Source organism: Synechococcus sp. CBW1107 (assembly GCF_015841355.1).
Taxonomy (GTDB): Bacteria; Cyanobacteriota; Cyanobacteriia; order PCC-6307; family Cyanobiaceae; genus Regnicoccus_A.
This window is the reverse complement of the sequence record NZ_CP064908.1, coordinates 340308-364265: the sequence shown is the minus strand read 5'-3', so window position 1 is coordinate 364265 and position 23958 is coordinate 340308. Positions and strand designations below refer to the sequence as shown.

Genomic DNA, 23958 nt, shown 5'->3' with positions numbered 1-23958 from the left:
TCAGGCGTCGCCGGTGATCGAGAGCCCCTCGACCCACACCAGCGGGCAGACGCCATCGGGGGTGACCTTGGCCTCACCCTCGAAGCCCACCAGGCTCTTCAGCACCTGGCGGATGTCGCCGGCGACGGTGGCGGCTTCGATCGAGCGGGCTTCACCGCCCTGGATCAACCAGCCGTCGAAGGGCAGGGAGAACGAGCCCTGGCTTGCCTTCACGCCCGCATGGAGCGCGGAGAGCGAATCGATCCAGACGATCCCATCCTGACTGAAACGATCGAGGCCCCGGGCGCCGGTCTGCTCATCGGAGCTGCCGGCCGGACCGATCTCGAACCAGTGGGGCCCCACCGATACCTTGGCGCCCAGGCCGGCGTGGCCGGTGGGGGCCACGCCGAAGGCGCGGGCCGTGGCTTCCGAGTGCAGGAAGTGGCGCAGCACTCCGCCCTCCACGAGCGGCAGGCGCGCCACGGGTGTGCCCTCGCCGTCGAAGCTGGCGGCACCGATGTTGCCCGGGTGCAGCCCGTTGTCGTGGATCGAGAGGAACGGCACCGCCAGCTGGCTGCCAAGCGACTCGCGCTGGCTGAGGCTCACGCCATCGAGCACGGCCCGGGCATTGAACAGGCTGCTGAAGGCGCCGATCAGATCAAGGAAGGCCTCCGGGCTGAACACGCAGGTGTAGCGGCCGGTGGCGATCGGGGCGTAGTCGAGATGCTGGATCGTGCGCTCGGCCGCCTCCTCGATGCAGCCGGCCACATCCAGCTCCCCGGCGCCATAGGCCAGGCGCACGGCCCCGCTGCTGCGGGGCTTGCGGCCGGTTTCCTCGGCGCGGGCGTAGAGGTAGAGGCTGGCGGTGCTCAGCTGCTGCTCGCGGCAGGCCCCCTCACTGTTGAGGTAGATCCGCTGGCTGCTGCGCTGGGCCAATCCGTTGTAGGGAACGGTGCTGATCGCCGGATGGCGGCTCAGCAGCTCCGCTTCGGCCTGCTTGAGGGTCTCCAGCAGCTCGAGGATGGCCCGGGGTTCACTCAGGGGCTGCTCCAGCTGGGCCAGGGGCGCGGTGGCCAGGGGGGAGAAGCCGGGGGTGTCATCGGGGTTGCCGTAGGCACTGGCATCCCGGGCACCGGCCAGGGCGCGGGCCAGGCCCGCAGGCGAGAGGTCGGAGGTGCTGGTGATGCCCACCAGCCCATCGGCGTTCCAGGCCCGCACCGTGATCGAGCTGCGCTGGGCGCCCTTGAGCTGCTTGGCGTCCCCGCGGTCCACCTGCACCGAGGTGTCGGTGCTGCAGGCGGCGCCCAGGTCCCAGCGGGCCACCCCCAGCTCCGTGGCCAGGGTCTGCAGCTGCTCGGCCAGATCGCTGGCGTGGAGGCTTGTGGAGCTGGCCATGATCAGCGGCCCCCCACGGTGATGGTGTCGACCTTGATGTGGGGCTGGCCCACGGTCACGAAGATGCTGCCGCTCACCGAGCCGCAGAAGCCGGCGGCCAGCTCCAGATCATTCGCGCACATCGAGATGCGCGGCATCACCTCCCTGGCCTCGCCGATCAGCGTGGCCCCTTTCACGGGTTTGGTGAGCTGGCCGTCCTCGATCAGGTAACCCTCTTCCACGGCGAAGTTGAACTGGCCGGTGGGTCCCACACTGCCGCCCCCCATCGACTTGCAGTACAGGCCCCGGTCCACCGAGCCGATCAGCTGCTCGGGGGTGTGGGGACCTGCGGCGATGAAGGTGTTGCGCATGCGGCTGGCCGCGGCGAAGGCATGGCTCTGGCGGCGGCCGCTTCCCGTGCGGGCGTGGCCGGTGCGCAGTTCCCCGGCGCGGTCGGAGATGAAGCGCTGCAGCACACCGTTCTCGATCAGCACCGTGCGCTGGGGTTCCATCCCCTCGTCGTCCATCGACAGACTGCCGAAGGCGCCATCGCTGAGGCCTTCATCCACGGCCGTGACGGCCTCATGGGCGATCCTTTCACCCACCTTCTCGGCGAAGGGAGTGGTGCCGCGCTCCACCTGGGTGGTTTCCAGCAGGTGCCCGCAGGCTTCATGGAAAATCACCCCGCCGAAGCGATTGGCCAGCACCACGGGATAGTTGCCTGCCTCCACGTAGTCGGCGTAGAGCATCGCGCGGGCGCTGCCGCAGAGATCGATCGCCGAGGCCTCCGCATCCCACTGGCGCAGATCATCCGGTCGGCCGGAGCTGCCGTAGCGGCGTCCCAGGCTGGCGCGGTGGTCGCCGTCGGAGGCCAGGGCGTTGATGCCCACCGACTGGTGCAGCCGGATGTCGCGGGCGAAGGTGCCGTCACTGGCGGCCACCAGCACCTCCTGCCAGTCGCGGGCATAGCTGCCGCGACGTGCCTGGAGGTGATCCCCGTGGCGATTGAGCAGGGCCGTGGCCTCCAGCAGCCGGGCGGTGGACTCATCCAGGCCGGGGCAGCGCTGCAACCAGCTCTCCTTGCTGGCCCCGTGGTCATGCAGGAAAGCCAGGCCGGCGAAGCCGTGGGCGCCGAGGGTGCTGCGCGTGAGGCCCAGCATTCCCAGAGCCTGATCCAGGGCCTGCAGCAGGCCGGCCTCGCTCAGATCGTTGGTGGACACGAAGCCATCCCGCTCGCCCAGGAAGACCCGCAGGCCAGCCCCACGGCCGAAGGCCGGACTGACGTTGGTGATCCGCTCCTGCTCTGCCAGCAGACCGATGTGGTCGGTGCTCTCCAGGAACACCTCCACCAGGCTGGCGCCGGCTGCGGTGCCTGCAGCCAGCACGGCTTCGAGCCGCTCACGCCAGCGTTGGTCGAGGCTGTCGCCCGTGAGTGAAGGGGTGGGAGTGGCGAGCAAGACGATTCAGAGAGGACCGTCAGGCTAGCCAGACCGATCCTCAACGCACGGCCGGCTGGAACTCCTCGCTGCGGATCGGTGCCATCAGGAACAGCTTGGCCATCTCCAGACCATTGGCCATCCAGTAGGGAAGCTTGCGCAGAGCCTTGATCGGGGCAGGGCCGCCGCTGGCCTCGGCGTCACTGAGGGCGGCATTGTTGGTGACGATGCGCTCCAGACGCGTGTAGAACTTGGGATGATCCACATTGAGCACCACCGGGAACACGCGGGCCGAGGTTTCGTTGGTCTTGGCGATCACCATCTTGTCGTACTCACGGGCATCCAGGCCGAGTGCCTCGTAGAACTCCTTGCGGGCCACGTCGCGCACGTACATGGTGGCGAACACCGCCAGCAGGAAGAAGCGGCACCACAGCCGGGCCTGCAGACCCCGGACGGTGTCGGGCTGGGCCTTCATGAGGGCATCGAAGAAGTCCCCGTGGCGGTTCTCGTCCTGGCACCAGTTCTCGAAGAAGTTGAAGATCGGGAAGATCTTGCTCTCTGGATGCTTCTCCAGGTGACGGTAGATGGCGATGTAACGCCAGTAGCCGATCTTCTCGGAAAGATAGGTGGCGTAAAAGATGAACTTCGGCTTGAAGAAGGTGTAGGCCTTGTTGGCGGTGAGGAAGCCCAGATCCAGTTGCAGGCCGAAATCACCCATGGCCTTGTTCAGGAAGCCGGCATGGCGGGCCTCATCCCGGGCCATGTGGGCAAAGCACTCGGCCAGCAGCGGATTCTTCTCCTTGATGCGGCGGCTCAGTTCCTTGTACAGAAGGAAGCCCGAAAACTCCGAGGTGCAGCTCTGCTCCAGAAACTCCACGAACACCTTGCGGGTTTCGGGATCAAGCTTGTCCGCAGCACCCTCGAATTCCTCGTTGCGCACGAAGTGGTGGCGGTTGTAGTCCTTGCGGAACTCCTCGCAGATCGCTTCGAGCTCCTGCTCGTTGGGCCGCAGATCCATGGCGGCCATCGCCTCGAAATCCGTGGTGTAGAAACGCGGTGTGAGGATCGTGTCCTTCACCGGCTCCTTGAAGGCCTTGGCTTCAGCGGCGTTGGTGCCACGGGTAGCGGTGGGCGCAGCGACGGGGGGCACCATGCGGGCAGAACAGTGGAGTGTTCCGACCATCGTAGGTGGGCTTTCCGCCTACCCGGCCTGGATGTGAAGCGTCCGCGGACAGGTCGTTGCGGTTGGAACCGCCGCTCAGCCGGGGCTGGCCGCTCAGTTGGGGCCCAGCCACTTCTGGCTGTTGAGCCTGGAGACCACCCTCGAGATCAGCAGGGCCAGGGTCGTTTTTTTCTCGTCGATCAGAAACGACTCCAGCAGGCTGGGTTCACTGCCCCCCTCCGCCAGGGTGATGGTCTTGGCGGAGCTGATGGTCGGCTCGGTGAAACAGAGCCAGAAGCGTCGGCCCCCGGGGAAGGTTCCGATCACCTGCCAGCAGGGGCTGGCCACCACCGGCATCGGCCCCTGCTCGAAGCTCAGCTGCGGGGCGGCCCCCCCGAAGGCCTCGATGGCTTTGAGCAGAGCCGGCAGAAACAGCTGAGGGATGAATTCGGCGAAGGGCTTGTCCTCCGGAGCCGGTGGCTTGACCTTGGCGGGATTCGGCGCGGGGCTGGCGGAGTCGCTCACAGGCTGGAGCCTCAGCTCGAAACACTGCTCCCGACTTTAGGCATCCCCGGCCGCTGGGCTGCCAGGGACTCCGCATCACCAGTCGTCGCTGGGGGGTGTCTCCCAGCCCTTGGCGTCGCCCTGGGCTGGGGTGGCCGTTGCGGTGGCCCCTGCGGGGGCTGAGGCCGGTGCTCCACCACGGCCCGTGCGCAGGATCCGGAAGGGCACCGAGAGGGTGGGAGGTGGGTCCTGGGGGGAGCGCTCGGGTCCGGCGTACCACGAGGTCGGTTGCTGCTGAGCAGGCCCGTCACCCCGCTCGGGCCTGTCATCCCAGGGTTCAGGCTCGCGCCGGTCGCCGCCTCCGGTCGCCTGGACCGATCGCCGCCGCAGGGGCAGATCCCCCGGTTGCTGCAGGGCCAGGGCCGTGAGGCCGGCGCTGAGAGCGGCCCCGCCGCTGGCCGCCAGCGCCATCCAGACCCCGATCGGCAGGGCCGGGGAGGTCCAGATCAGCAGCCGCAGACGACTGGCGGGGGTGGGGTTCAGGGCCGCCACCAGCAGCACGGCCAGCAGCGGGGCCAGCAGAGGCAGGAGCAGGAGGCGTTGCAGCACGGAGGGGATCAGTCCGGGAGAGACCGGCGGGCGGGGCTCAGAGGCTGGCCGCGGTGGCCACCGGGCCCTCCCAGCGGCGCAGGCTGCCGAGGTCATAGCCGAGGCCATCGAACACCCGGATCACCAGAAAGTCGACCATCTCCTCCAGGCTGGTGGGGCGGTGATACCAGGCCGGAATCGGTGGGGCGATGCGCGCACCCGCCTCCGCCAGGGTTGTCAGGTTACGCAGATGAACCAGGCTCCAGGGCATTTCCCGGGGGGCGATCACCAGGGGCCGTCCTTCCTTGAGGTGCACATCGGCCACCCGCTCCACCAGATCGAGGGCCACCCCACTGGCGATCCGCCCCACCGTTCCCATGCTGGCCGGCAGGATCACCATGCCGCGGGTTCGAAAGCTGCCACTGGCGATCGCCGCCGCCTGATCGTTCCAGCGGTGACAGCGCAAGTGGCCCGTGGTCACGCCCGTGCGCTCCCGCCAGAAGCGGGTCTGGAGGTCGGGTTCGGCGGGAATGCGCACCCCCTGCTCCGCCAGCCAGACCCCGAGGGCACCGCGGCTGGCCACCAGCTCGACCGTTTCACCGGCCTCCAGCAGCAACTGCAGGCCCCGCTCCGCCAGCGGCATGGCGGAGGCACCCGTCACCGCCAGAACCACCGGATCCACCGCTCAGTCCTCCCCGTCTTCGCCGCTCTCCTCGTCGCCCTCGGGCAGCAGCACGGCCAGATCGATCTGATGGCGCAGGGCATCGACGTTCTGGATCTGCACCTCCACCTGATCCCCGAGCATGTAGGTGCGGCGGTTCTTCCGGCCCACCAGGCGGTTCTGGCGTGAGCGGTATTCGTACCAGTCGTCCTTGAGGGAACTGACGTGCACCAGTCCCTCCACCTGGGAGGGGGGGATCTCCACGAAGAACCCGTAGCTCTGCACGCCGCTGATCACACCGGTGAGGGTCTGACCCACCAGGGGTTCGGCGGCCCGGGCCTGGGCCATGGCCAGCAGGTCGGCCTCCACCTCGGCGGCGAAGCGGGCACGGCCGCTCAGCCGCTGCAGCATCGAATCGCTGCGTGCCTGATGCAGTTCGGCGAGCTGGGTGGGGGTGAGCAGAGGCCAGTCGATCGTGCCGTGGCAGCTGGCGCTCGCCAGGTCGACACGGGTCTTGTGGCGAACGCTGGGGCGGTCCTTGCCCTCGGTGAGCAGCAGAACCAGCAGCTGCTGATTCCAGAGATCGGCGTAGTGAAGCGAGGGCAGGCACCAGGGGGCGTAAGCCGCCGGTTCGGCGGCCAGCACGTGGGCCTCGGCGCTGGTGCTCAGCTGGACCGGAGGGATCACCTCGCTGAGCTGGCGCTGGAGCACGCGGCTGCGGTCGGTGGCCGCAAAGGTGGCCGCCAGGTCGCCCGGGGCGGGGGCGTTGCCGTCGTCGCTGAGCTCCACCGGGATATCGAGCCCCAGGGCCGCCTTGGCCACTTCATTGATCTCGCTGCCATCGGCCGGAGGGTTCACCGCAAACAGGGCTGGCAGCCCCAGGGCGGAGAGATGGGCGCCGAGGGCACGGTTCGCGAGGATCAGCAGCTCCCGCAGCAGGGCGGTGGGATGGTGCTCGGGAAGCTGCACCATCCAGCCCTGGCGGCGCTCCTCAGGAGCCGGGACGCAGAGGTCTGCGAGGGAGTCGAGGCTGGGGCGGGGAAGATCCAGTTCCAGGGAGCCGCGCTCCAGCCGGCGCTGCCTCAGCAGGGCCGTGATCTCCAGCAGCCGCTCCAGCAGAGGCAGCTGATCCTTGATCGGTTTGAGGGCCGCCGGGATGGTGCGTGCCTTGGGCTTGCGCTCCGCCAGGGCCTGCAGAGCGCCGCCATCGACAACAGCGTCCAGCTGGATGCTGCTGAGGGCAAAGCGGTAGTCGATCAGCTCACCCTCCGGGTTGCAGCGCAGCCCCACCGAGACGGCGGCCTGGGTTTCCCCGGGCTTGAAGGCCGCGGCCCTGCTCAGGGCCTGGCTGAGCAGGGGCAGCCAGCGACGACCCAGACAGATCGACTCCCCCTGCTCCCGCAACCAGAGATCGAGGCTGCCACCGGGGGTGAAGCGTTCCGCCACGGCCGGCACATGGATCCACAGGCGCGGGCCCTCATCGCCGTCCTCCAGGGAGATGGCGGGCAGGATCGGGGCGTCGGCGCCACTCCAGCCACTCAGCACCAGGGTCGGCAGGGCTGTCAGGTCGGTGCGGTCCTTCTCTACGGGGGCCTTCAGGCTGGAGCGCGGAGCCGCCGCCCTCTGGCGCAGACCGTGCTTGGTGAGCAGCAGATCCAGATCGGCCTCCTCACCGCCGTTGATCGGCAGGCGCCGCTCCACGTGGCCCAGGGGCGGGAACTGAGCCACCGGATAGCGGTCGAGCAGCACCTCCACCACCGACTGCTTCTCGGGGTCCAGATAACCGGCATCGGAGGCCGGCAGCTCCACCGAGGTCAGCAGCCGGTCGTCGAGGGGCACGGCCAGGATCCGGTCGTCCTGCTGCTCCACCTGGGCGAGCAGGTGGGTGGTGGCGCGCTCGAGGATGCACTGGACGCCACCCTCCGGCGAGCGGCGGCGGCCCCCCTCCCGGGTGATGCGCACCAGCACCCGGTCACCGTTCCAGGCATGGTTGAGCTGGTGATCGCGGATGTAGATGTCCTCACCGCCGTCCTCGCGCAGGGCGAAGCAGAAGCCCTTGCTGGAGCAGCGCAGGCGCGCCTCGATCAGGGTGTCGTCCTGGCGCCGCTGGATGCCGTCCTCGGTTTCCACCAGCACCCCCAGCCGGCTCAGACCCTCCAGGGCGATGCGCAGCTGGGACTTGTCCGGCTTGAGGCTCAGGCCCAGTGCCTTCTCGAGCTTGGCCACCGGCAGGGCGTCGGCGGCTGGGAGCTGGTCGAGCAGGTGGGCGACCGTGAACTTCATCGAAACGTCAGGGCGGAGTTGGAGGTGAGGCGCGCGGCATGATGCCGGCAGGGGCGTGCAGCGAAGCCCCGGGGCATCGATGTCTCCGGGGTCAACTTTACGGAGCGTCGGTTCCGGAGCGCAGGATCAGCCTCAGGCCGATCACCAGGAAGCCCAGGGAGGCGGCCAGCTGCAGGGCATCGGTGGGGATCAGGCTGGAGAGAGAGCCGCCCGCCAGGGCCCCGAGCAGGCTGGCGAGCACCAGCGCGCCGGCACTGCCCAGGAACACCGCCAGGGTGTTGCTGGAGGTGCCGCTGATGGTCACGATCGTGAGCTGGGTCTTGTCACCCAGCTCGGCCACGAACACGGTCAGGAAGGTGGAGGCCAGGAGCGGGAGCTGCATGACGGCGCCGGGGGCTCAGGGATTGGGGAAGTCGAGGACGGGCTGGAGCAGGCCGAGGCCGGCCTGGCCTCCCAGCCAGAGGCCGAGGGACACCATCAGGACGCCGGCGATCCGCTCCAGACGCTGGGCCGGCAGCACCGCAGCCAGCCAGCGCCCCAGCAGGACCCCCACCAGGCTGGAGCAGATCAGGGCCAGGGCGGCCCCGACGAACACCACGCCGGGCTGTCCGGATTCAGCGGAGAGCAGCAGAGCCGCCAGCTGGGTCTTGTCGCCCAGCTCGGCGAGAAAGACCGTGGTGAACGTGGTGACGGCCACGGCCACAAAATCCGACGACTCGGGGGTTTCCGGCTCGGAGCCTGCCCCGGTCTCGGGGCCCGTGCTCGAACTGGACTCGCTGCTGGTGCCGGCCTCGTGATTCAGGCCGGGATCCGGATCGACGGGGTCGCTCATGGCTGGTTGCGGTGCTCGCTGGGGGCTGGGCGCGCAGGTTGGCCACCAGCCTGACGGGTGGAGCGCTCGAAGCGACGCATCACGAGCGAGCGCCCTCCATACTCCTCCCGGATCTGCTGCCGGCAGCAGGCGATCGCGAAAGCCTCGCCCTGGTCGGGCGGTACGGCGAACAGCTGGGCGAGGGCGCCCACCCGGCAGAACTCGGGCCGATCGGCGTAGATGCGGCAGGTTCTCGAGCCCGTGTTGAAGTGGCGGCACCAGCCGTCCGCCCCCACCATCGAGAGGTAGAACCGGCGCTGCTCCTCACTGAGGGCCTCGAGAGCTTCGCCCCGTTGCTCCGGGTCCAGGCGGCAGCAGGCGCCGCAGCCGCTGATGCAGCTCCAGTGGGGTCCGGCGCCCATCGATCGGCTCCTGCAGCTGTGACAAGGCGTCACAGTGGCATGGGAACGGTCTTGGCTGGGGCCTCCGCGACCCGTACGCTGCCTACCGGACTGTCTTTATCCGAGCGCCGCATCCATGGGAATCGATTTCCATCTGATCGCCAATTTCATGGCGCTGGCCCTGATCACCCTGGCCGGCCCAGCCGTGATCTTCATCCTCTTCTACAAGCGCGGCGCCCTCTGATCGGGTTCAGGCCTGAAGCCCCAGCGCCAGGGCGGCCTCGTCGATGAGGGCGCGCAGGTAGGCCGGCTGATCCAGTGCCGGGAGCTCCACCTGGAGTTCCCGGCCTTCTTCGTTGCGGATCAGCACGCCATCCCCTTGACGCCGGCACCAGTACGAGCGCTGGCGCCGTCTGAGCAGCACATCTCCGCCGCCACTGCCGCGCAACCCCACCAGTTCCAGCTGCAGGCGCTCCTCCCCCTGCCAGCTGTCGCTGCGCAGGCGGAAGGCCACATCCACCAGCTCCGGCACGGTGCCTTCCCCCTGCCAGCGCCAGGCGATCGCGCGCACGCGACGGCCCTGCTGCTCGAGCTCCAGCTGAAGGTGGCCGCCCCGCAGCAGCCGCTGGCTGATCACCCGGCAGGCGCTGCTCCAGAACACCGGCGCCGGCAGCCCCGCCCCGAGGGGCTCCAGCCGCTGCAGGTCGCGCCAGAAGCCACGGCCGATGCGATCCAGGGCCAGGCAGGCCTCCGGCTCCACCGGCGAGCCACTGCCCCGGTCGCCCAGCCAGCTGGCCGCCAGTCCGTTGAGCCGCTCATGCAGATCGGCCAGCCGTTCCGCCTTCACGGTGAAGCCGCCGGCGGCGGGATGGCCGCCATGGCGCTCCAGCAGGGCGCTGCAATGGTTCAGGGCCTGATCGACCGCAAATCCCCTGGGCGCCCGCACCGACGCCCGCAGTTTTCCTCCCCCCTCGCCGGCCAGCAGGGCCACGGGCAGGCCATAGCGCTCCACCAGCCTGGCGGCCACGATGCCGATCACTCCGTGATGCCAGTGGGTCTGAGCGAGCAGCACAAAGGGGCTGGGCTCGGGCCCATCGGCTTCCACCAGGGCCACCGCCTCCGCCTCGATCGCCTCACAGAGCTCTCGACGCTGACGGTTGAGGGCCTCGCAGTCCTGGGCCAGGGCCATGGCGCGGTCGCGGTCACCGGTGGTGAGCAGATCCACCACCAGAGCGGGATCCCCCAGCCGCCCCACGGCGTTGATGCGCGGGGCCAGTTTGAAGGCCACCGCCGTGGCATCGAGGGGGCCATCCCCCAGGCCCGCCAGTCTCTGCAGCGCCTGCAGGCCGGGCAGGGGCGACGCGTGCAGCTGCCGGAGGCCATCGCGCAGCCAGCGCCGGTTCACCCCCAGCAGGGGGGCCATGTCGGCCACTGTGCCGATGCAGAACAGATCCAGAGCCATGGCGGTGGCATCGGCGCGGCCCAGCTCGGTGGCCAGCGTCATCGCCAGCAGGTAGGCCAGCCCGACCCCCGCCAGGCCCCGGTAGGGGGAGCCCTGGGGAGTGCAGGCCGGATGGAGCAGGGCCAGGTAGGGCGGTGACTCCGCGGGCAGGCTGTGGTGATCGGTGAGGATCACCTCCATCCCCAGATCGCGGGCCCGATCCAGGGCTTCCCGGGCGGCAATGCCGTTGTCGACCGTGACCAGGAGGCCCACCCCCTCGTCCTGGAGGCGTTCGACCATGCCGGTGTTGAGGCCGTAGCCCTCCTCCTGGCGACTGGGGATGGCGGCCTGCGGCCGGGCTCCCAGCCGCTCCAGCACCCCCACCAGCAGGGCCGTGCTGGTCATGCCGTCGGCGTCGTAGTCGCCGCAGATCGCGACCGTCTCAGCTTCGGCACAGGCCCGCACGAGCCGCCGCACCGCCACGTCCAGATCGGCGAAGTGCAGCCGGGGATCGGGGGCGGCGGGGGGCTCCAGCAGGTCCCTGATCGCCTCGGGGCTGTCGTAGCCCCGACGGCGCAGCACCGCCAGCAATTCCGGCGGCAGCTCGAGGGCCGCCATCCCCCTGGCCTGGACGTCGTCCTGGCTGGGCGGCAGGGGGGTGGGCAGTTGCCAGCGCTGCTCGGGCGGTGTGAAGGACAGGGGAACCTCGGGGATTGGGATCCATTCTGATCGGCTCACCTCCAGCTCCTAGCCTCGGCGGATGCAAGTCCGTGCCGCCCAGGGTTCCCTGCGCGCCCTGCTCTGGGACGTGGACGGCACGCTGGCCGAAACCGAACTTGACGGTCACCGGATCGCCTTCAACCGGGCCTTCGCGGAGCATGGCCTGCCCTGGCGGTGGGACCGCTCCACCTACATCGGGCTGCTGGCGATCAGCGGCGGGCGTGAACGTCTGCGCCGGTTCCTTCGGCGTCAGCAGGGCGAGGAGCCTGAGGGGTCGCTGCTGGACGCCCTGCACCAGGCCAAGCAGGTCCACTACCGCGAGCTGGTGGTGGCTGGTGAGGTTCAGCTGCGTCCGGGTGTGCGACGCCTGATCGAGGCGGCGGCGGCGGCCGGCCTTCAGCAGGCGATCGTGACCACCAGCGGTCGCGAAGCAGTGGCCGCCCTGCTGGAGAACCAGCTCAGCGACCAGAGCCGGTGGCTGCCGCTGCGCGTCTGCGCGGACGACGTGGCCGCCAAGAAGCCCGATCCCGAGGCCTACGTCCTGGCCCTCCAGCGCCTGGGAGTGGAGCCCGGCCAGGCCGTGGCCCTGGAGGATTCCCCGGCGGGCCTGGCCGCGGCCACCGCAGCCGGTCTGCGCTGCCTGGTGACCCTCAGTGCCGCCTTCAGCCAGGCCTCGGTCTCGCTGTTCAGGTCCGCCTCGAGCCTCACCGACGGCCTGGGCGAGCCCATGGCGCCCACCAGGGTGCTGCAGGGACCAGCTTGTGCCGGCGGCCTGATCACGCTCTCCTACCTGGAGCAGTTGCCACCCGTGCCATGAGCCCCTTGCCCGTGCAATCCACCCGCCTGCAGCAGGCTCTGGAGAGCAGCGGCCGCACGGCTCTCTCCGGATGGCGCGGCAGTTGGCGCCACCGCAGCCTGGCCTTGCTCGCCCTGCTGCTCGGACTGTTCGCCGGCAACAACGTCACCTCCTTTGTGCTCTATCAGGTGGGTCCACGCCCGTTGATGGTGCTGCTGGTGGTGGTGCTGGTGGAGCTGGTGGCTCGCCTGCGCAGCCACTGGGTCCGGGGCGAACCCTCCCTGGGCTGGGTGCTCTGCGACAACCTGCGCATCGGGGTGGTCTACGCCGTGGTGCTGGAAGGGTTCAAGCTCGGCTCTTGAGCGCCCCTCACCGGCCCTGGTGCTTCCCGCCGGAACCCCACCGCCGGCTGCTGGCCCGCTGTGGCGTCAGTGATCCCTTCGCCTGGGAGGAGGAGTGGCGTCAGCGGCTCGGGGCCTGGCAGGGCCCGCCCCACCCCAGCCTGCTCTGGGGCCTGATCCTGCCTCTGCTCAGCAGCTGCCTCCCCTGGCCTGACGGTGGCGGCGCCGGCCGGCGGCCTCCGCGGCTGATCGGACTGAACGGGCCGGTTGGCGCAGGCAAGACCACCCTGGGCCGGGAGCTGGAACGGCTGGCCCCCAGCCTCGGTCTGCGCCTGGTGGTGGTCTCGATCGATGACGCCTACCTGCCGTTCGAGCAGAGGCTGCAACGGCTGGCGGGAAATCCCTTCGGGGTGAGCCGCGTTCCACCCGGCAGCCACGACGTGCCGCTGCTGCTGGAGTGCCTGCGCCGCTGGCGCTCGGGCGAACCGCTGCGGCTGCCCCGCTTCGACAAACGCCTGCTCGCAGGTCAGGGGGATCGGGCCGGCTGGCGCCGCTTCGAAGCCGTCGATGTGCTGGTGCTGGAGGGCTGGCTGGTGGGCTGCCGGGCCCTGGGAGAGGCTGCCCTGCGCACGGCGATGGCAAGGCCCCAGATGAAGTGGAGCCACCCGCTCAGCGCGGAGGAGCTGGCCTGGCTGCCCCGCTGGGATCGGAACCTGCAGCACTACCAGCCGCTCTGGACTCAGCTCGATGGGCTCTGGTTGCTCAGACCGGTGCGCTGGAGCCTGCCGCTGCGCTGGCGGCTCCAGGCTGAGGCGCGCCAGCGCCGGTCGTCTGGGCAGGCCCTCCGGGCTTCGGAGGTGGCGGCGATGGTACGGGCCACTCTGACTTCACTGCCCCCTGAGCTCTATCAGGATGGGCTGGCAGGTCAAGCGGAGGAATCGCCGGCCGCCACGGCCTTGATCAGACTCGATGGCCAGCGGCGCTGCATCTGGAGCGGTCCGGCGCACGACTCAACCTGATCAAGCCGGGAGGATCCCGTTGAGCACTGCCCTGAGCGATCTGAGCGGTGCTCAGCTCTCGCTGTCGTCCTCGGATTCGTCGATCGGATACACGAAGCCCTGGGCACGGCCACTCAGCACGGCCTTACCGAGCGACATCGCCTTGCGGGCGGCCACTCCTGCCTTCGCCTTCCAGTGGGCATGGCGCTGATTGCGCTTGCCCTTGGAGGTTTTCTTCTTGGGAACAGCCATCCCGCACGATCAGCCAAACAACGATCTTCCGCTGTCGTGAGGCCTTTCGTCAAATCGCTAAGCTCGCTCCAGAAGCAGAACCCTGTGAGCAGCCCGCGTCCGGTGCTCCCTCTCTGGCCGGAGGGTGCCCGTGCCCTTCTGGCCGCGACGCCGGCCCAGCCGGAGGCCACTCCACCGTCCAGCACGGCGCGGGAGGGAGGGTTGATGGGCCGACTTGTGGGCCGGTCGGAACCGCCCCCCTCCTACAGCGAGCTGCTGAAGCTGATCGAGGGGGGCACGATCAAGGAACTGGAGCTCTCGCCCCGGCAGCGGGAGGTGCAGGTGCAGTTCAAGGACGGCCGCACCACACGGGTGCCCGTCTTCGCCAACGATTCGCTGCTGCTGCGCACCGCCGAGCAGAGCCGCGTCCCGCTCACCGTCCGGGATGACCGCCAGGACGACGCCACCGCCGGACTGCTGGTGAACGTGCTGCTGGTGGTGCTGCTGCTGGGTGGGCTCACCCTGCTGCTGCGCCGCTCCTCCCAGGTGGCCAGCAAGGCGATGGGGTTCGGCCGCAGCCAGCCCCGCCTGCAGCCGGAGGGCTCGGTCAGCGTCCGCTTCGAGGACGTGGCCGGCATCAATGAGGCCAAGGAAGAACTGCAGGAAGTGGTCAGCTTCCTGCGCCAGCCGGAGCGCTTCACGGCCCTTGGCGCCAAGATCCCCCGTGGGGTGCTGCTGGTGGGACCGCCCGGCACCGGCAAGACCCTGCTGGCCAAGGCGATCGCCGGTGAGGCCGGGGTTCCCTTCTTCTCGATGGCGGCCTCGGAGTTCGTGGAGCTGTTCGTGGGGGTGGGTGCCAGCCGGGTGCGCGATCTGTTCAAGCGGGCCAAGGAAAAGGCTCCCTGCATCATTTTCATCGATGAGGTGGATGCGGTGGGGCGCCAGCGCGGCGCCGGCATCGGTGGCGGCAACGACGAGCGGGAGCAGACCCTCAACCAGCTGCTCACGGAGATGGATGGCTTCGAGCAGAACTCCGGTGTGATCCTGATCGCGGCCACCAATCGCCCGGATGTGCTCGATGTGGCCCTCACCCGGCCGGGCCGTTTTGACCGCCAGATCCAGGTGGACCTGCCTGACCGCCGTGGCCGCGAAGCGATCCTGGCGGTGCATGCCCGCAGCCGCCCCCTCGATCCCTCGGTGTCGCTGAGCACCTGGGCGGCGCGTACCCCGGGGTTCTCCGGCGCCGATCTGGCCAACCTGCTCAATGAGGGGGCCATCCTCACCGCCCGCCGCCATCGCAGCAGCATCGACGACCAGGCCCTCAGCGACGCCCTGGAACGCATCACCATGGGCCTGGCGGTGGCTCCGCTGCAGGACAGCGCCAAGAAGCGCCTGATCGCCTACCACGAAATCGGCCACGCCCTGCTCAGCTGCCTGGTGCCCCATGCCGACAAGCTCGACAAGGTGACCCTGCTGCCCCGCTCCGGCGGTGTCGGAGGCTTCGCCCGCACCATGCCCGATGAGGAGATCCTCGATTCAGGACTGATCAGCAAGGCCTACCTGCAGGCCCGTCTGGTGGTGGTCATGGGCGGCCGCGCCGCCGAGCTGGTGGTCTTCGGACCCAGCGAGATCACCCAGGGTGCCTCGGGCGATCTGCAGATGGCCACCCGCATCAGTCGCGAGATGGTCACCCGCTACGGCTTCTCACCCCTCGGTCAGGTGGCCCTGGAGGGCGATGGCCATGAGGTGTTCCTCGGCCGTGATCTGCTCCACACCCGCCCCAGCTACGCCGAATCCACCGGCCGTCAGATCGATCTTCAGGTGCGTCAGCTCTCGCAGCATGCCCTGGAGCAGGCGCTGGACCTGCTGCGCCCCCGGCGTGCGCTGATGGATGAGCTGGTCGACCGGCTGATCGAGCAGGAAACCCTCGGGGGCGAGGAATTCCGGGAGATCGTCGATCGCTTCGAAGCCACGGGTGCTCTCCCTGCCGGATCCGGCGCTCAGCCGGCTGTGCCTGTGGCCGGACATGCCTGAGCCCCAGCGCCCTGTCAGACCTCCGGCCACCGAACCGATCAGGTGAAGCGGATGTCGAGGCTGCGCAGGTAGGTGTGCAGTGCGGCGTCCTGAATCGGCAGCAGCAGGGCATCCTCACCACTGTCATTCACATGGCCGTGCCAGTGGCCCGGCGGGGTCACGAAGGCGGCACCCGGTTCCCACTCCATCCTCACGGGGTTGCGGATGGTGCCGTCGGGATTGAGCTCTGGCCCCGAGAGGGTGGCGCAGCCCGGGGCGCAGGCGATCACCAGATCCAGGGCCACCGACTGGTGGCGATGGGGGGGCTGAACGGCCCCCGCCGGCACCAGTCCGTACATGGCCCAGAGGGTGTGGGTCACGGTGCGGCTGGAGGGCAGGTCCGTGTTGGCCAGCAGCAGGCTGAGCCGGTTGCTGCGGGCGCTGCTGGGATCCGCCGCCAGGGCAGCCAGCTCCCGCCGCAGCCATTCGCCTGGGTAATGGGTGGCCTCGAAGCGGGGCTGATCGGCGCTCACTCCCAGGTGGGCGAGCAGGGGTGCATCGTGGACCCAGTAGAGAACGCTCTCCTCACGGGCGTCCAGCTGGGCCGCCTCACCGCAGGGCAGCACGAACAGATCTCCCTGGCTCCACTCCTGATCCACCGCACCGCCGAGGGCACCGGCCGGCCTGCGGCAGTGGCCGGCACCACGCCAGACATAAAACAGGAAGCTGGTGGCGTTGGCTCCGGCGCTGATCGACTCACCGGCCAGGATGCGGATGAAGTTGGCGCTCAGCGCCGGGCTGGTGGCCGGTCCCCGGCAGCCCAGCTCGCTGCTGAGATCGAGGGGAAGGATGGCGCTGGGGCCGCTGGCGTGCAGTTCAGGGCCCCAGCGTCCCTCCGGAATCGGCTCGGTCAGTCCGCGCCGCACCGGATTGGCCGCCTGGCGGTAGTCGAAGAGCAGGGCCTTGCCGGCCGGGGCCATCGAGAGGGCGGCGCTCTCCTCAGGCCGCGGGGCCACAGGGGCTTCGGGAGCTTGGGTCATGGATCCAGCCGCACGGAACGTGCGCAGAGCCTATGGACGACCACCACCCTGTTGGGTGCTTGCGCGCACACCTCTGCAGGGCGGAGCACGGTGGTCAGGGGAGCCTGATCAGCCTCCGGCCACAGCGGGCACGATGCTTACCTCATCGCCGTCGGCGAGGGCCGTGGCCTGGTTGTCGAGGAAGCGGATGTCCTCGCTGTTCACGTAGACGTTCAGGAAGCGCCGCAGCTTCCCGCTCTCGTCGGTGAGCCTGGCGAGGATGCCGGGGAAGCGGCCTTCGAGGGCCTCAAGCAGACCGTCGACGCTGGTGGCCTCGAGCTCGACGCTTGCTTGATCCGCGGTGAATTTCTGCAGGGGGGTGGGGATCAGAACCTGAATCGCCATGACGGAAGTGGAAGGCGGCGGCAGCCGCCAGGAAAGGATGGTGTTGGAACGAGCGGGAGCTGTCGGCTCAGACGCCGATCGGCTCCCAGCTGGCGCGATGCAGCGACTGGGCCCGCTCCCAGGCGGCATTGAAGCTGGCCAGCTGGGGCTCGATCGTGTGCGGTTCGCCCACGGAGGAGGCCACCGCTTCTGTGGTTTTCAGGCCGTTGCCGGTGATGTAGGCCACGGTGGTTTCGTCGGGGTCGATCTTGCCCTGCTCCACCAGCTTCTTGAGCACCGCGATCGTGGTGCCACCGGCGGTTTCGGTGAACACACCCTCGGTTTCCGCCAGCAGCTTGATGCCGTCGATGATCTCCTGGTCGCTGACCGCCGCGATCGTGCCGTTGGTGCGGTTGGCGAGGTCGATGGCGTAAGGGCCGTCGGCAGGGTTGCCGATGGCGATCGACTTGGCGATCGTGTTGGGCTTCACCGGGGTGATGAAGTCGCGGCCTTCGGCGAAGGCCTGGGCGATGGGGGAGCAGCCCTCGGCCTGGGCGCCGCTGAAGCGCACCGGTTTCTCGTCGACGAGGCCCACCTTGATGAATTCGTCGAAGCCCTTGCGGATCTTGGTGAACAGGGAGCCGGAGGCCAGGGGCGCCACGATGTGATCCGGAAGTTGCCAGCCCAGCTGCTCGATCACCTCATAGCCGAGGGTCTTGGAGCCCTCGGAGTAGTAGGGGCGCAGGTTGATGTTCACGAAGCCCCAGCCGTAGGTGTTGGCCACCTCGGAGCAGAGGCGGTTCACCTGGTCGTAGTTGCCCTTCACCGCCATCAGGGTGGGGTTGTAGATGAGGGTGCCCAGCACCTTGCCCATCTCCAGATCGCTGGGGATGAACACGCAGCACTCCATGCCGGCGTGGGCCGCGATGGCGGCGGTGGAGTTGGCCAGGTTGCCGGTGGAGGCGCAGCTCACCGTGGTGAAGCCCAGCTCCCTGGCGCGCGTGAGCGCCACCGACACCACCCGGTCCTTGAAGGACAGGGTGGGCATGTTGACGCCGTCGTTCTTGATGTAGAGGTTCTTCAGGCCGAGGCGGCGGGCCAGCCGGTTGGCCTTGAGCAGAGGGGTGAAGCCGGTGCCCACATCGATGGGATCCCCCTCGATCGGCAGGAACTCGCGGTAGCGCCAGATGGAGGTGGGGCCGGCCTCGATCGAGGCGCGGCTGACGCGACGTCGGATCTCGTCGTAGTCGTAGACGACCTCGAGGGGGCCGAAGCAGACGTCCTCACAGACGTGGCGGGCACCGGCTTCGTAGGGGTGGCCGCATTCCTTGCAGCGCAGTCCCGTGAAGGTGGTGCGGGAGAGGGTGGCGGTCACGGCCCGACAACAGCTGTGCAGGCAAGTTAGCAGCGGCGGCCGAACCATTACGTAAAAGCCGATCTGCAGGGTCGGGTATATGGTCCGCCCAGGTGGCGCCGTGCTCATGGGCGGGACGGGCGTTGTGGCCCGCCGCTGTCTAGCCTCAGCCCGTGGCCTCCCGTTTTCCGCGCCTGCTGTCGCTGCCTGCGGCCCTGGCTGTGCTGGTGTTCCTCCCGCTGGCGCTGGTGCTGATCTCCCGGCTGGGCCTCGAGCTCGACTGGTTCGCCCAGTTCGGCTTCGAGTCGGTGCTGTGGCGCCGCTGGTGGCTGCAGATCGTGGCGTTCCTGCTGGTGATGGGGCTTGGGGTTTCCCTGCAGATGCAGCAGCTGCAGCGGTGTTGGCGCCTGCGCAGCGCCAGTGCCACCAAGGTGATCCCGCGCCACGCGATTCTGCGGCTGGAGCCCCTGCCCCTGGTGCTGGTGCTGACGGGTCTGGAGCTGCTCCTGGCCGCCGGACTCACCTACCTGATCGTCCAGGCGCGGGGGCTGATCGGCTCCCCCTTCAGTGGAGAGATCTTCAGCGGCTTTGCGGTGCTCGCTGAGCTGCCGCTGCCTCTGCTGGTCGCCCTGGCTGCCGGCCTGCTGCTGCCGCTGCTGGTGAAACCGCTGCCGACTCTGAGGCTGGTGCTGGTGGCGGCCCTGGCCGGATCCGCCACCGCCCTGGCGAGGGGCTGGAGCCTGTGGTTGCCGGCTCTGCTGGCGGTGCCGTTCGGTGAGGGGGATCCCCTCACGCATCTCGATCTCAGCTTCACGGTTCTGCGCCTGCCCGCGCTTCATCTGCTTCTGAGTGTGCTGATCGCCCAGACCACCGTGGGCCTGGCCTCCTGCCTCTGGCTCACCTTCACCGAAGGCAGCAGTTTCAGTGATCTGCGCTTCGTGGGGCTCAGCCGCGATCAACAGGCCGCACTGAAGTCGCAGTTTGCCCTGCTGGCCCTGCTGATGGCCTTCAGCAGCGCACTCGCACCATTCGATCTGATGGTGGAGGGCAGCGGCGTCGCCTCGGGCGCCGGCTTCGTCGATCTGTATGTGCGGCTGCCCCTGCGTCTGCTGCTGGCGGCACTGATGCTGCTCATGGCGGCCGGCCTGCTGCTCTCGGTGCGACGCCACTGGTTGCGCCGGGCGGTGCTGCTGCCCCTGCTGGGAACCCTGTTGCTCGTGCCGGTGGCCGAATTCCTGGTGGCTCCCCAGGTGCAGCGCTTCTGGGTCCAACCGCGGGAGCTGGAGGTGGAGGCCCCCTATCTGAAGCGGAGCATCCAGGCCACCCGCCGCGCCTTCGGCCTGGAGGGTCTCAAAGAACAGATTCTCGAGCCCCAGCAGAAGGTGACACAGGACGACCTGGAGGCGTCGCAGGGAACCCTGGCCAACATCCGCCTCTGGGACAGCAAGCCGCTGCTGGCCGCGAACCGCCAGCTTCAGCAGCTCCGGCTCTACTACACCTTCCCTTCGGCGGCGGTCGACCGCTATCCCCTTCTGGGGGATCCTCTGCGCAACGGTTCCCAGCAGGTGCTGATCGCGGCCCGGGAACTCGACAGCGCCGCCCTGCCGCCCGGGTCTCGCACCTGGCTGAACCGACACCTGGTCTTCACCCATGGCTACGGCTTCACCGTTTCGCCGGTGAACAGCTTCGGCAGCGACGGCCTGCCCCAGTTCTTCGTCAAGGACCTGGGCAGCAGCGGCCGCGTTCAGGGCATCCCGAAGCTCGGCATCAGCGACGAGGCGGCTCGAGAGGCCCTGCCGGTGGGCCGCCCCCGTCTCTACTACGCCTCGGCGCCTGCGCCCTATGTGATCGCGCCCACCCAGGTGCAGGAGTTCGACTTCCCGGACGGCGAGCTCAACGTCTACACCCACTACGACGGGGAGAGGGGAATCCTGCTGAACAACTCCTGGCAGCGATTCAAGGCGGCGGTCTATCTGCGGGAGCCCAGGGTGCTGCTGACCGGATCCTTCACGCCCGAGTCACGTCTGCTCATCCGCCGTCAGGTGAATCAGCGCCTGGAGGCCCTGGCCCCCTTCCTGCATTTCGAAACCGAGCCCTATCTGGTCACCGCCCGGGTCGAGAACGAGCCGGGCTTCCGCGATGAGCAGCACCAGTACTGGATGCTCGATGGCTTCACCACCAGCAGAAGTTATCCCTACAGCGATGCCAATTCCAGCGGTATTCGCTACTTCCGCAATCCTGTCAAGGCGGTGGTGGACGCCCACGACGGCCGGCTCTGGCTGTATGTGAACGACCCCTCAGACCCGATCCTGCGCACCTGGCAGAGGGCCTTCCCCGAGCTGTTCAAACCGCTGGAGGCCATGCCTCAGGCTCTGTTGAGCCATATCCGGGTGCCGCTCACCCAGTTCACGATTCAGTCGGAGCGCCTGTTGCGCTATCACGTCACCGATGTGCGCACCTTCTACAACGGCGACGACGTCTGGGCGGTGCCGCTGGAGATCTACGGATCCAGCAACATTCCGGTTGAGCCTTATCACGCCACGCTGCAGCTGCCCCGCCAGCAGCGGCCTGAATTCGTGCTGCTGCTGCCCTTCTCGCCGGTGCGGCGCACGAACCTCGTGGGCTGGCTGGCCGTTCGCAACGATCCACCCCACTACGGTGAACTGGTGCTGGTACGTTTCCCCCAGCAGCGGTTGTTGCTGGGCCCGCAGCAGATCTCGGCACTGATCGAGCAGGACCCCACCATCAGTTTCCAGTTCGGACTGTGGAACCGCACGGGGTCGCAGCTGGTGCGGGGCAATCTGCTGGTGTTGCCGGTGGGCAAGGGGCTGCTGTACGTGGAGCCGATCTACCTGCAATCGAAGAACAATGATCTGCCCACGCTGGTGCGGGTGGTGGTCACCGATGGCCGACGCTTCGCGATGGAGCCTGATCTCGACAAGGCGCTGCAGTCCTTGATGGCCCAGGGCCCAACCGCCCCTTCGGTCGCCCTGCCGCTCTCCGCGCTCGAGCCCCTGCCCTGAATGCCAGCCGCTGCTGGAGTGCTGGAGTGCAAGCTATGAAAAGGGCCCCAACCGGGCCCATGAAAAAGGGCCCCGCAGGGCCCGTGATCAGAGAGAGACGTGATTCGCGTCGGCGGGAGGCTCAGACGGCCACGGCGGTCTTGGGATCGAGGGCGCCCTTGGCGTAGAGGGCGGCGTAGTAGTTGATGTTCTGCTGCTTGATCTTGCTGGCCTGGCCGGCACACCAGAACTGCTGGTAGCGATCGAGGCACACCTTCTTCATGTAGGCGCGGGCCGGCTTGTTGAAGTGGCGGGGGTCGAAGTTGGCGGGATCCTTGAAGGCCGCTTCGCGGACGGCGGCGGTGAAGGCCAGACGGTTGTCGGTGTCGATGTTCACCTTGCGCACACCGTTCTTGATGCCGTTCTGGATCTCCTCCACGGGCACGCCATAGGTTTCGGGGATGGCGCCGCCGTACTGGTTGATCATGTCGAGCCACTCCTGGGGCACGGAGCTGGAGCCGTGCATCACCAGGTGGGTGTTGGGAATGGCTTTGTGGATCTCGGCGATCCGGGAGATGGCCAGCACTTCACCGGTGGGCTTGCGGGTGAACTTGTAGGCGCCGTGGCTGGTGCCGATGGCGATCGCCAGGGCATCGACCTTGGTCTTGGCCACGAAGTCGGCGGCCTCGGCAGGATCGGTGAGCAGCTGATCGCGGGAGAGGGCGCCCTCGAAGCCGTGGCCGTCCTCGGCCTCACCCTTGCCGGTTTCCAGGGAGCCCAGGCAGCCCAGTTCGCCCTCGACGCTCACACCCACCGCGTGAGCCACATCCACCACTTCCTTGGTGACGGCCACGTTGTAGTCGTAGCTGGCGGGGGTCTTGGCGTCGGCCTCCAGGGAGCCATCCATCATCACGGAAGTGAAACCGTTGGTGATGGCGCCGAAGCAGGTGGCGGGGCTGTTGCCGTGATCCTGGTGCATCACCACCGGGATGTCGGGATAGGTTTCGGTGGCGGCGAGGATCAGGTGACGCAGGAAGTTCTCACCGGCGTACTGACGGGCGCCGCGGGAGGCCTGCAGGATCACGGGGCTGTCGGTTTCGTGAGCCGCCTCCATGATCGACTGGACCTGCTCCAGGTTGTTGACGTTGAACGCCGGAATGCCATAGCCGTTCTCAGCGGCGTGGTCGAGGAGCAGCCGAAGCGGAACGAGGGCCATGGGAAAAACCTCTGGAGGTTGAGTGGGTGGTGCGTCAGGGTCGGCCCCGGAGGGCCGGATCACCGGCGTCGGGACCTTGACGCGGGCTGGGCGCGAGTCTAGTTGATCCCCTGAGATTCAGGCCTCAGGGGCCGAGGCTCTGGCGCAGGCCACTGGCGGCGGCCTCGAGGGCCAGGTCGCAGCAGAGCTGGCTTCGCTCTCCTTCAGCCAGGCCCGGCAGCATCGGCCGGCCCTCACGCACGCTGTCGCTCCACCAGCCCTGGAGCCTCGCCACCGGGGCGATGCGGCCGTCGGCCCAGGTGCGGCCAAAGGCCAGGGCCGGATCGGCCGGCACCAGCTGGGGCGGCTCCCCCGGCCGGGCCAGCCAGAGGTGGAAGCCGTGCACATAGTCGGCCTGGTTGTCGCTGCCCAGGATCAGGCTGGCCTCGCTGCCGTGGAACTCGAGCCAGCAGCCCCGGCCGGCGCGGGTCACCGACGAGAGGCTGAGCTGGGCCGGCACCGAGACTCCTGAGGGCGCCTCCAGCTCCAGCTGAAGCAGGGCCACATCGTCGGCGTCCACGACTCCGAAGCGATCAGGACGTCCAGGCAGGGGCCGCCGGGTGATGGCGGTGGAGAGGCTGGCGCTCAGCTGGCGCACCGGCCCCACCAGCCACTCCAGGCTGTCGAAGGCATGGGTGCCGAGGGACCCGAGCACTCCGCCCCCCTGGGAGCGCTGCGACGCCCAGCTGAACGGCCTGCCGGGATCGGCCCGGCTGCTCATCAGCCAGTCGAAGCGCACCAGCCAGGGATCCCCCAGCACTCCCTGGCTCAGCAGCTCCCGCAGCTGCTGGAACACCGGGACCGCCCGGTACTCGAAATCCACAGCCACGCTCAGGCCCCGCTCGATCGCCAGCCGCCTCAGCTCCCGCACCTGCGCCACCTCCAGGGCGACGGGCTTCTCCAGCAGCAGGTGCTTGCCGGCCTCCAGGGCAGCGCGGGCCAGCTCGAAACGGGGGGCTGGCGGGGTGGCGATCACCACCGCCTCCACGGCCGGGTCCGCCAGCAGCGCCCCGAAGTCGGTGTGGCCAGGGAGTTCAGCCGACCGGCAGGCGGTCTCCAGGCGTTCGGCCCTGGGGTGCCAGAGGGCCACCGGTTCGGTGCCAGGGCAGGCGCGCAGGGCGCTCAGGTGCACCTTCTCCCCGAAGCCGAGGCCGGCCACGGCGACCTGAAGGGGATGACTCATGGCACTCGGGCTCAGGGTTCAG

Annotated in this window: 23 protein-coding genes; 6 read left to right on the top strand and 17 right to left on the bottom strand. The window is 68.8% G+C overall.

Annotated features, from left to right (window positions below):
* The 10 genes from I1E95_RS01910 to I1E95_RS01865 form a co-directional block, all read right to left on the bottom strand.
* The gene (locus I1E95_RS01910) at window positions 1–1374 is read right to left on the bottom strand and encodes a TldD/PmbA family protein (RefSeq protein WP_197164941.1); all 1374 of its coding nucleotides are present in this window, start codon (window positions 1372–1374) and stop codon (window positions 1–3) included.
* Window positions 1375–1376: 2 nt separating this feature from the next.
* Window positions 1377–2816, bottom strand: coding sequence for a TldD/PmbA family protein (locus I1E95_RS01905; RefSeq protein WP_370594602.1), 1440 nt, complete (start codon window positions 2814–2816; stop codon window positions 1377–1379).
* Window positions 2817–2850: 34 nt separating this feature from the next.
* Window positions 2851–3942, bottom strand: a complete 1092-nt coding sequence (acsF, locus tag I1E95_RS01900) for a magnesium-protoporphyrin IX monomethyl ester (oxidative) cyclase (RefSeq protein WP_197164937.1) — start codon at window positions 3940–3942, stop codon at window positions 2851–2853.
* A 123-nt stretch (window positions 3943–4065) separates the two neighbouring features.
* Complete coding sequence (locus I1E95_RS01895; protein WP_197164929.1) at window positions 4066–4476, bottom strand: DUF2996 domain-containing protein; 411 nt, start codon at window positions 4474–4476, stop codon at window positions 4066–4068.
* Between the two features lie 75 nt (window positions 4477–4551).
* Window positions 4552–5064, bottom strand: a complete 513-nt coding sequence (locus I1E95_RS01890; protein ID WP_197164927.1) for a hypothetical protein — start codon at window positions 5062–5064, stop codon at window positions 4552–4554.
* 37 nt (window positions 5065–5101) lie between these two features.
* Window positions 5102–5725, bottom strand: coding sequence for a flavin prenyltransferase UbiX (locus tag I1E95_RS01885; protein ID WP_197164925.1), 624 nt, complete (start codon window positions 5723–5725; stop codon window positions 5102–5104).
* A 3-nt stretch (window positions 5726–5728) separates the two neighbouring features.
* The gene (locus tag I1E95_RS01880) at window positions 5729–7987 is read right to left on the bottom strand and encodes a ribonuclease R family protein (protein WP_197164923.1); all 2259 of its coding nucleotides are present in this window, start codon (window positions 7985–7987) and stop codon (window positions 5729–5731) included.
* Between the two features lie 97 nt (window positions 7988–8084).
* Window positions 8085–8369, bottom strand: coding sequence for a TMEM165/GDT1 family protein (locus tag I1E95_RS01875; protein ID WP_006170625.1), 285 nt, complete (start codon window positions 8367–8369; stop codon window positions 8085–8087).
* Window positions 8370–8384: 15 nt separating this feature from the next.
* The gene (locus I1E95_RS01870; protein ID WP_197164921.1) at window positions 8385–8819 is read right to left on the bottom strand and encodes a TMEM165/GDT1 family protein; all 435 of its coding nucleotides are present in this window, start codon (window positions 8817–8819) and stop codon (window positions 8385–8387) included.
* Complete coding sequence (locus I1E95_RS01865; RefSeq protein WP_197164919.1) at window positions 8816–9220, bottom strand: YkgJ family cysteine cluster protein; 405 nt, start codon at window positions 9218–9220, stop codon at window positions 8816–8818. Before I1E95_RS01865 ends, I1E95_RS01870 begins: the two co-directional genes overlap by 4 nt.
* Window positions 9221–9335: 115 nt before the next feature.
* Here I1E95_RS01865 and psb30 point away from each other — a divergent pair, with 115 nt between their 5' ends.
* A complete protein-coding gene (gene psb30 / locus I1E95_RS01860; RefSeq protein ID WP_197164917.1) occupies window positions 9336–9443 on the top strand; it encodes a photosystem II reaction center protein Ycf12/Psb30 in 108 nt (35 codons plus the stop codon).
* Between the two features lie 6 nt (window positions 9444–9449).
* Here the strand turns inward: psb30 and recJ are convergent, their stop codons facing one another.
* The gene (gene recJ, locus I1E95_RS01855; RefSeq protein ID WP_197164909.1) at window positions 9450–11378 is read right to left on the bottom strand and encodes a single-stranded-DNA-specific exonuclease RecJ; all 1929 of its coding nucleotides are present in this window, start codon (window positions 11376–11378) and stop codon (window positions 9450–9452) included.
* 22 nt (window positions 11379–11400) lie between these two features.
* Here recJ and I1E95_RS01850 point away from each other — a divergent pair, with 22 nt between their 5' ends.
* From I1E95_RS01850 to I1E95_RS01840, 3 genes are read left to right on the top strand one after another with little or no spacing between them, the layout of a single operon-like run.
* Window positions 11401–12177, top strand: a complete 777-nt coding sequence (locus I1E95_RS01850) for an HAD-IA family hydrolase (protein ID WP_197164907.1) — start codon at window positions 11401–11403, stop codon at window positions 12175–12177.
* Between the two features lie 11 nt (window positions 12178–12188).
* Window positions 12189–12518 carry a DUF565 domain-containing protein gene (locus I1E95_RS01845; protein WP_231594790.1) on the top strand — a complete coding sequence of 110 codons (330 nt, stop codon included), beginning with the start codon at window positions 12189–12191 and terminating at the stop codon, window positions 12516–12518.
* Complete coding sequence (locus tag I1E95_RS01840) at window positions 12515–13516, top strand: phosphoribulokinase (protein ID WP_197164903.1); 1002 nt, start codon at window positions 12515–12517, stop codon at window positions 13514–13516. Before I1E95_RS01845 ends, I1E95_RS01840 begins: the two co-directional genes overlap by 4 nt.
* Window positions 13517–13567: 51 nt before the next feature.
* Here I1E95_RS01840 and rpmF read toward each other — a convergent pair whose 3' ends face one another.
* Window positions 13568–13747 carry a 50S ribosomal protein L32 gene (gene rpmF / locus I1E95_RS01835; protein WP_197164901.1) on the bottom strand — a complete coding sequence of 60 codons (180 nt, stop codon included), beginning with the start codon at window positions 13745–13747 and terminating at the stop codon, window positions 13568–13570.
* A 204-nt stretch (window positions 13748–13951) separates the two neighbouring features.
* On the opposite strand from rpmF, the gene ftsH reads away from it, so the two are divergent.
* Complete coding sequence (gene ftsH, locus I1E95_RS01830; RefSeq protein WP_197166963.1) at window positions 13952–15760, top strand: ATP-dependent zinc metalloprotease FtsH; 1809 nt, start codon at window positions 13952–13954, stop codon at window positions 15758–15760.
* A 38-nt stretch (window positions 15761–15798) separates the two neighbouring features.
* Here the strand turns inward: ftsH and I1E95_RS01825 are convergent, their stop codons facing one another.
* The 3 genes from I1E95_RS01825 to thrC form a co-directional block, all read right to left on the bottom strand.
* Entirely contained in the window at window positions 15799–16779 is a 981-nt protein-coding gene (locus I1E95_RS01825; protein WP_197164899.1) for a cupin, read from the bottom strand.
* Between the two features lie 108 nt (window positions 16780–16887).
* Window positions 16888–17163 carry a MoaD/ThiS family protein gene (locus I1E95_RS01820; protein WP_197164898.1) on the bottom strand — a complete coding sequence of 92 codons (276 nt, stop codon included), beginning with the start codon at window positions 17161–17163 and terminating at the stop codon, window positions 16888–16890.
* A 67-nt stretch (window positions 17164–17230) separates the two neighbouring features.
* Window positions 17231–18517 carry a threonine synthase gene (gene thrC / locus I1E95_RS01815; RefSeq protein ID WP_231594789.1) on the bottom strand — a complete coding sequence of 429 codons (1287 nt, stop codon included), beginning with the start codon at window positions 18515–18517 and terminating at the stop codon, window positions 17231–17233.
* Between the two features lie 152 nt (window positions 18518–18669).
* On the opposite strand from thrC, the gene I1E95_RS01810 reads away from it, so the two are divergent.
* On the top strand, window positions 18670–21519 hold the full coding sequence (locus I1E95_RS01810) for a UPF0182 family protein (RefSeq protein ID WP_197164894.1): 2850 nt from the start codon (window positions 18670–18672) through the stop codon (window positions 21517–21519).
* A 121-nt stretch (window positions 21520–21640) separates the two neighbouring features.
* Here I1E95_RS01810 and fba read toward each other — a convergent pair whose 3' ends face one another.
* Together fba and I1E95_RS01800 are read right to left on the bottom strand one after the other, a co-directional pair.
* Entirely contained in the window at window positions 21641–22714 is a 1074-nt protein-coding gene (fba, locus tag I1E95_RS01805; RefSeq protein ID WP_197164892.1) for a class II fructose-bisphosphate aldolase, read from the bottom strand.
* A gap of 124 nt (window positions 22715–22838) precedes the next feature.
* On the bottom strand, window positions 22839–23936 hold the full coding sequence (locus tag I1E95_RS01800) for a Gfo/Idh/MocA family protein (RefSeq protein ID WP_197164890.1): 1098 nt from the start codon (window positions 23934–23936) through the stop codon (window positions 22839–22841).
* Window positions 23937–23958 lie beyond the last annotated feature (22 nt).

Bases quoted from the DNA above. Each gene is read 5' to 3' on its own strand.
- I1E95_RS01865 (WP_197164919.1), bottom strand. From the start codon at position 9,220: ATGGGCGCCGGACCCCACTGGAGCTGCATCAGCGGCTGCGGCGCCTGC.
- I1E95_RS01880 (WP_197164923.1), bottom strand. From the start codon at position 7,987: ATGAAGTTCACGGTCGCCCACCTGCTCGACCAGCTCCCAGCCGCCGAC.
- ftsH (WP_197166963.1), top strand. From the start codon at position 13,952: ATGGGCCGACTTGTGGGCCGGTCGGAACCGCCCCCCTCCTACAGCGAG.
- I1E95_RS01875 (WP_006170625.1), bottom strand. From the start codon at position 8,369: ATGCAGCTCCCGCTCCTGGCCTCCACCTTCCTGACCGTGTTCGTGGCC.
- I1E95_RS01850 (WP_197164907.1), top strand. From the start codon at position 11,401: ATGCAAGTCCGTGCCGCCCAGGGTTCCCTGCGCGCCCTGCTCTGGGAC.
- rpmF (WP_197164901.1), bottom strand. From the start codon at position 13,747: ATGGCTGTTCCCAAGAAGAAAACCTCCAAGGGCAAGCGCAATCAGCGC.
- acsF (WP_197164937.1), bottom strand. From the start codon at position 3,942: ATGGTGCCCCCCGTCGCTGCGCCCACCGCTACCCGTGGCACCAACGCC.
- I1E95_RS01870 (WP_197164921.1), bottom strand. From the start codon at position 8,819: ATGAGCGACCCCGTCGATCCGGATCCCGGCCTGAATCACGAGGCCGGC.
- I1E95_RS01800 (WP_197164890.1), bottom strand. From the start codon at position 23,936: ATGAGTCATCCCCTTCAGGTCGCCGTGGCCGGCCTCGGCTTCGGGGAG.
- I1E95_RS01910 (WP_197164941.1), bottom strand. From the start codon at position 1,374: ATGGCCAGCTCCACAAGCCTCCACGCCAGCGATCTGGCCGAGCAGCTG.
- I1E95_RS01825 (WP_197164899.1), bottom strand. From the start codon at position 16,779: ATGACCCAAGCTCCCGAAGCCCCTGTGGCCCCGCGGCCTGAGGAGAGC.
- psb30 (WP_197164917.1), top strand. From the start codon at position 9,336: ATGGGAATCGATTTCCATCTGATCGCCAATTTCATGGCGCTGGCCCTG.
- fba (WP_197164892.1), bottom strand. From the start codon at position 22,714: ATGGCCCTCGTTCCGCTTCGGCTGCTCCTCGACCACGCCGCTGAGAAC.
- I1E95_RS01820 (WP_197164898.1), bottom strand. From the start codon at position 17,163: ATGGCGATTCAGGTTCTGATCCCCACCCCCCTGCAGAAATTCACCGCG.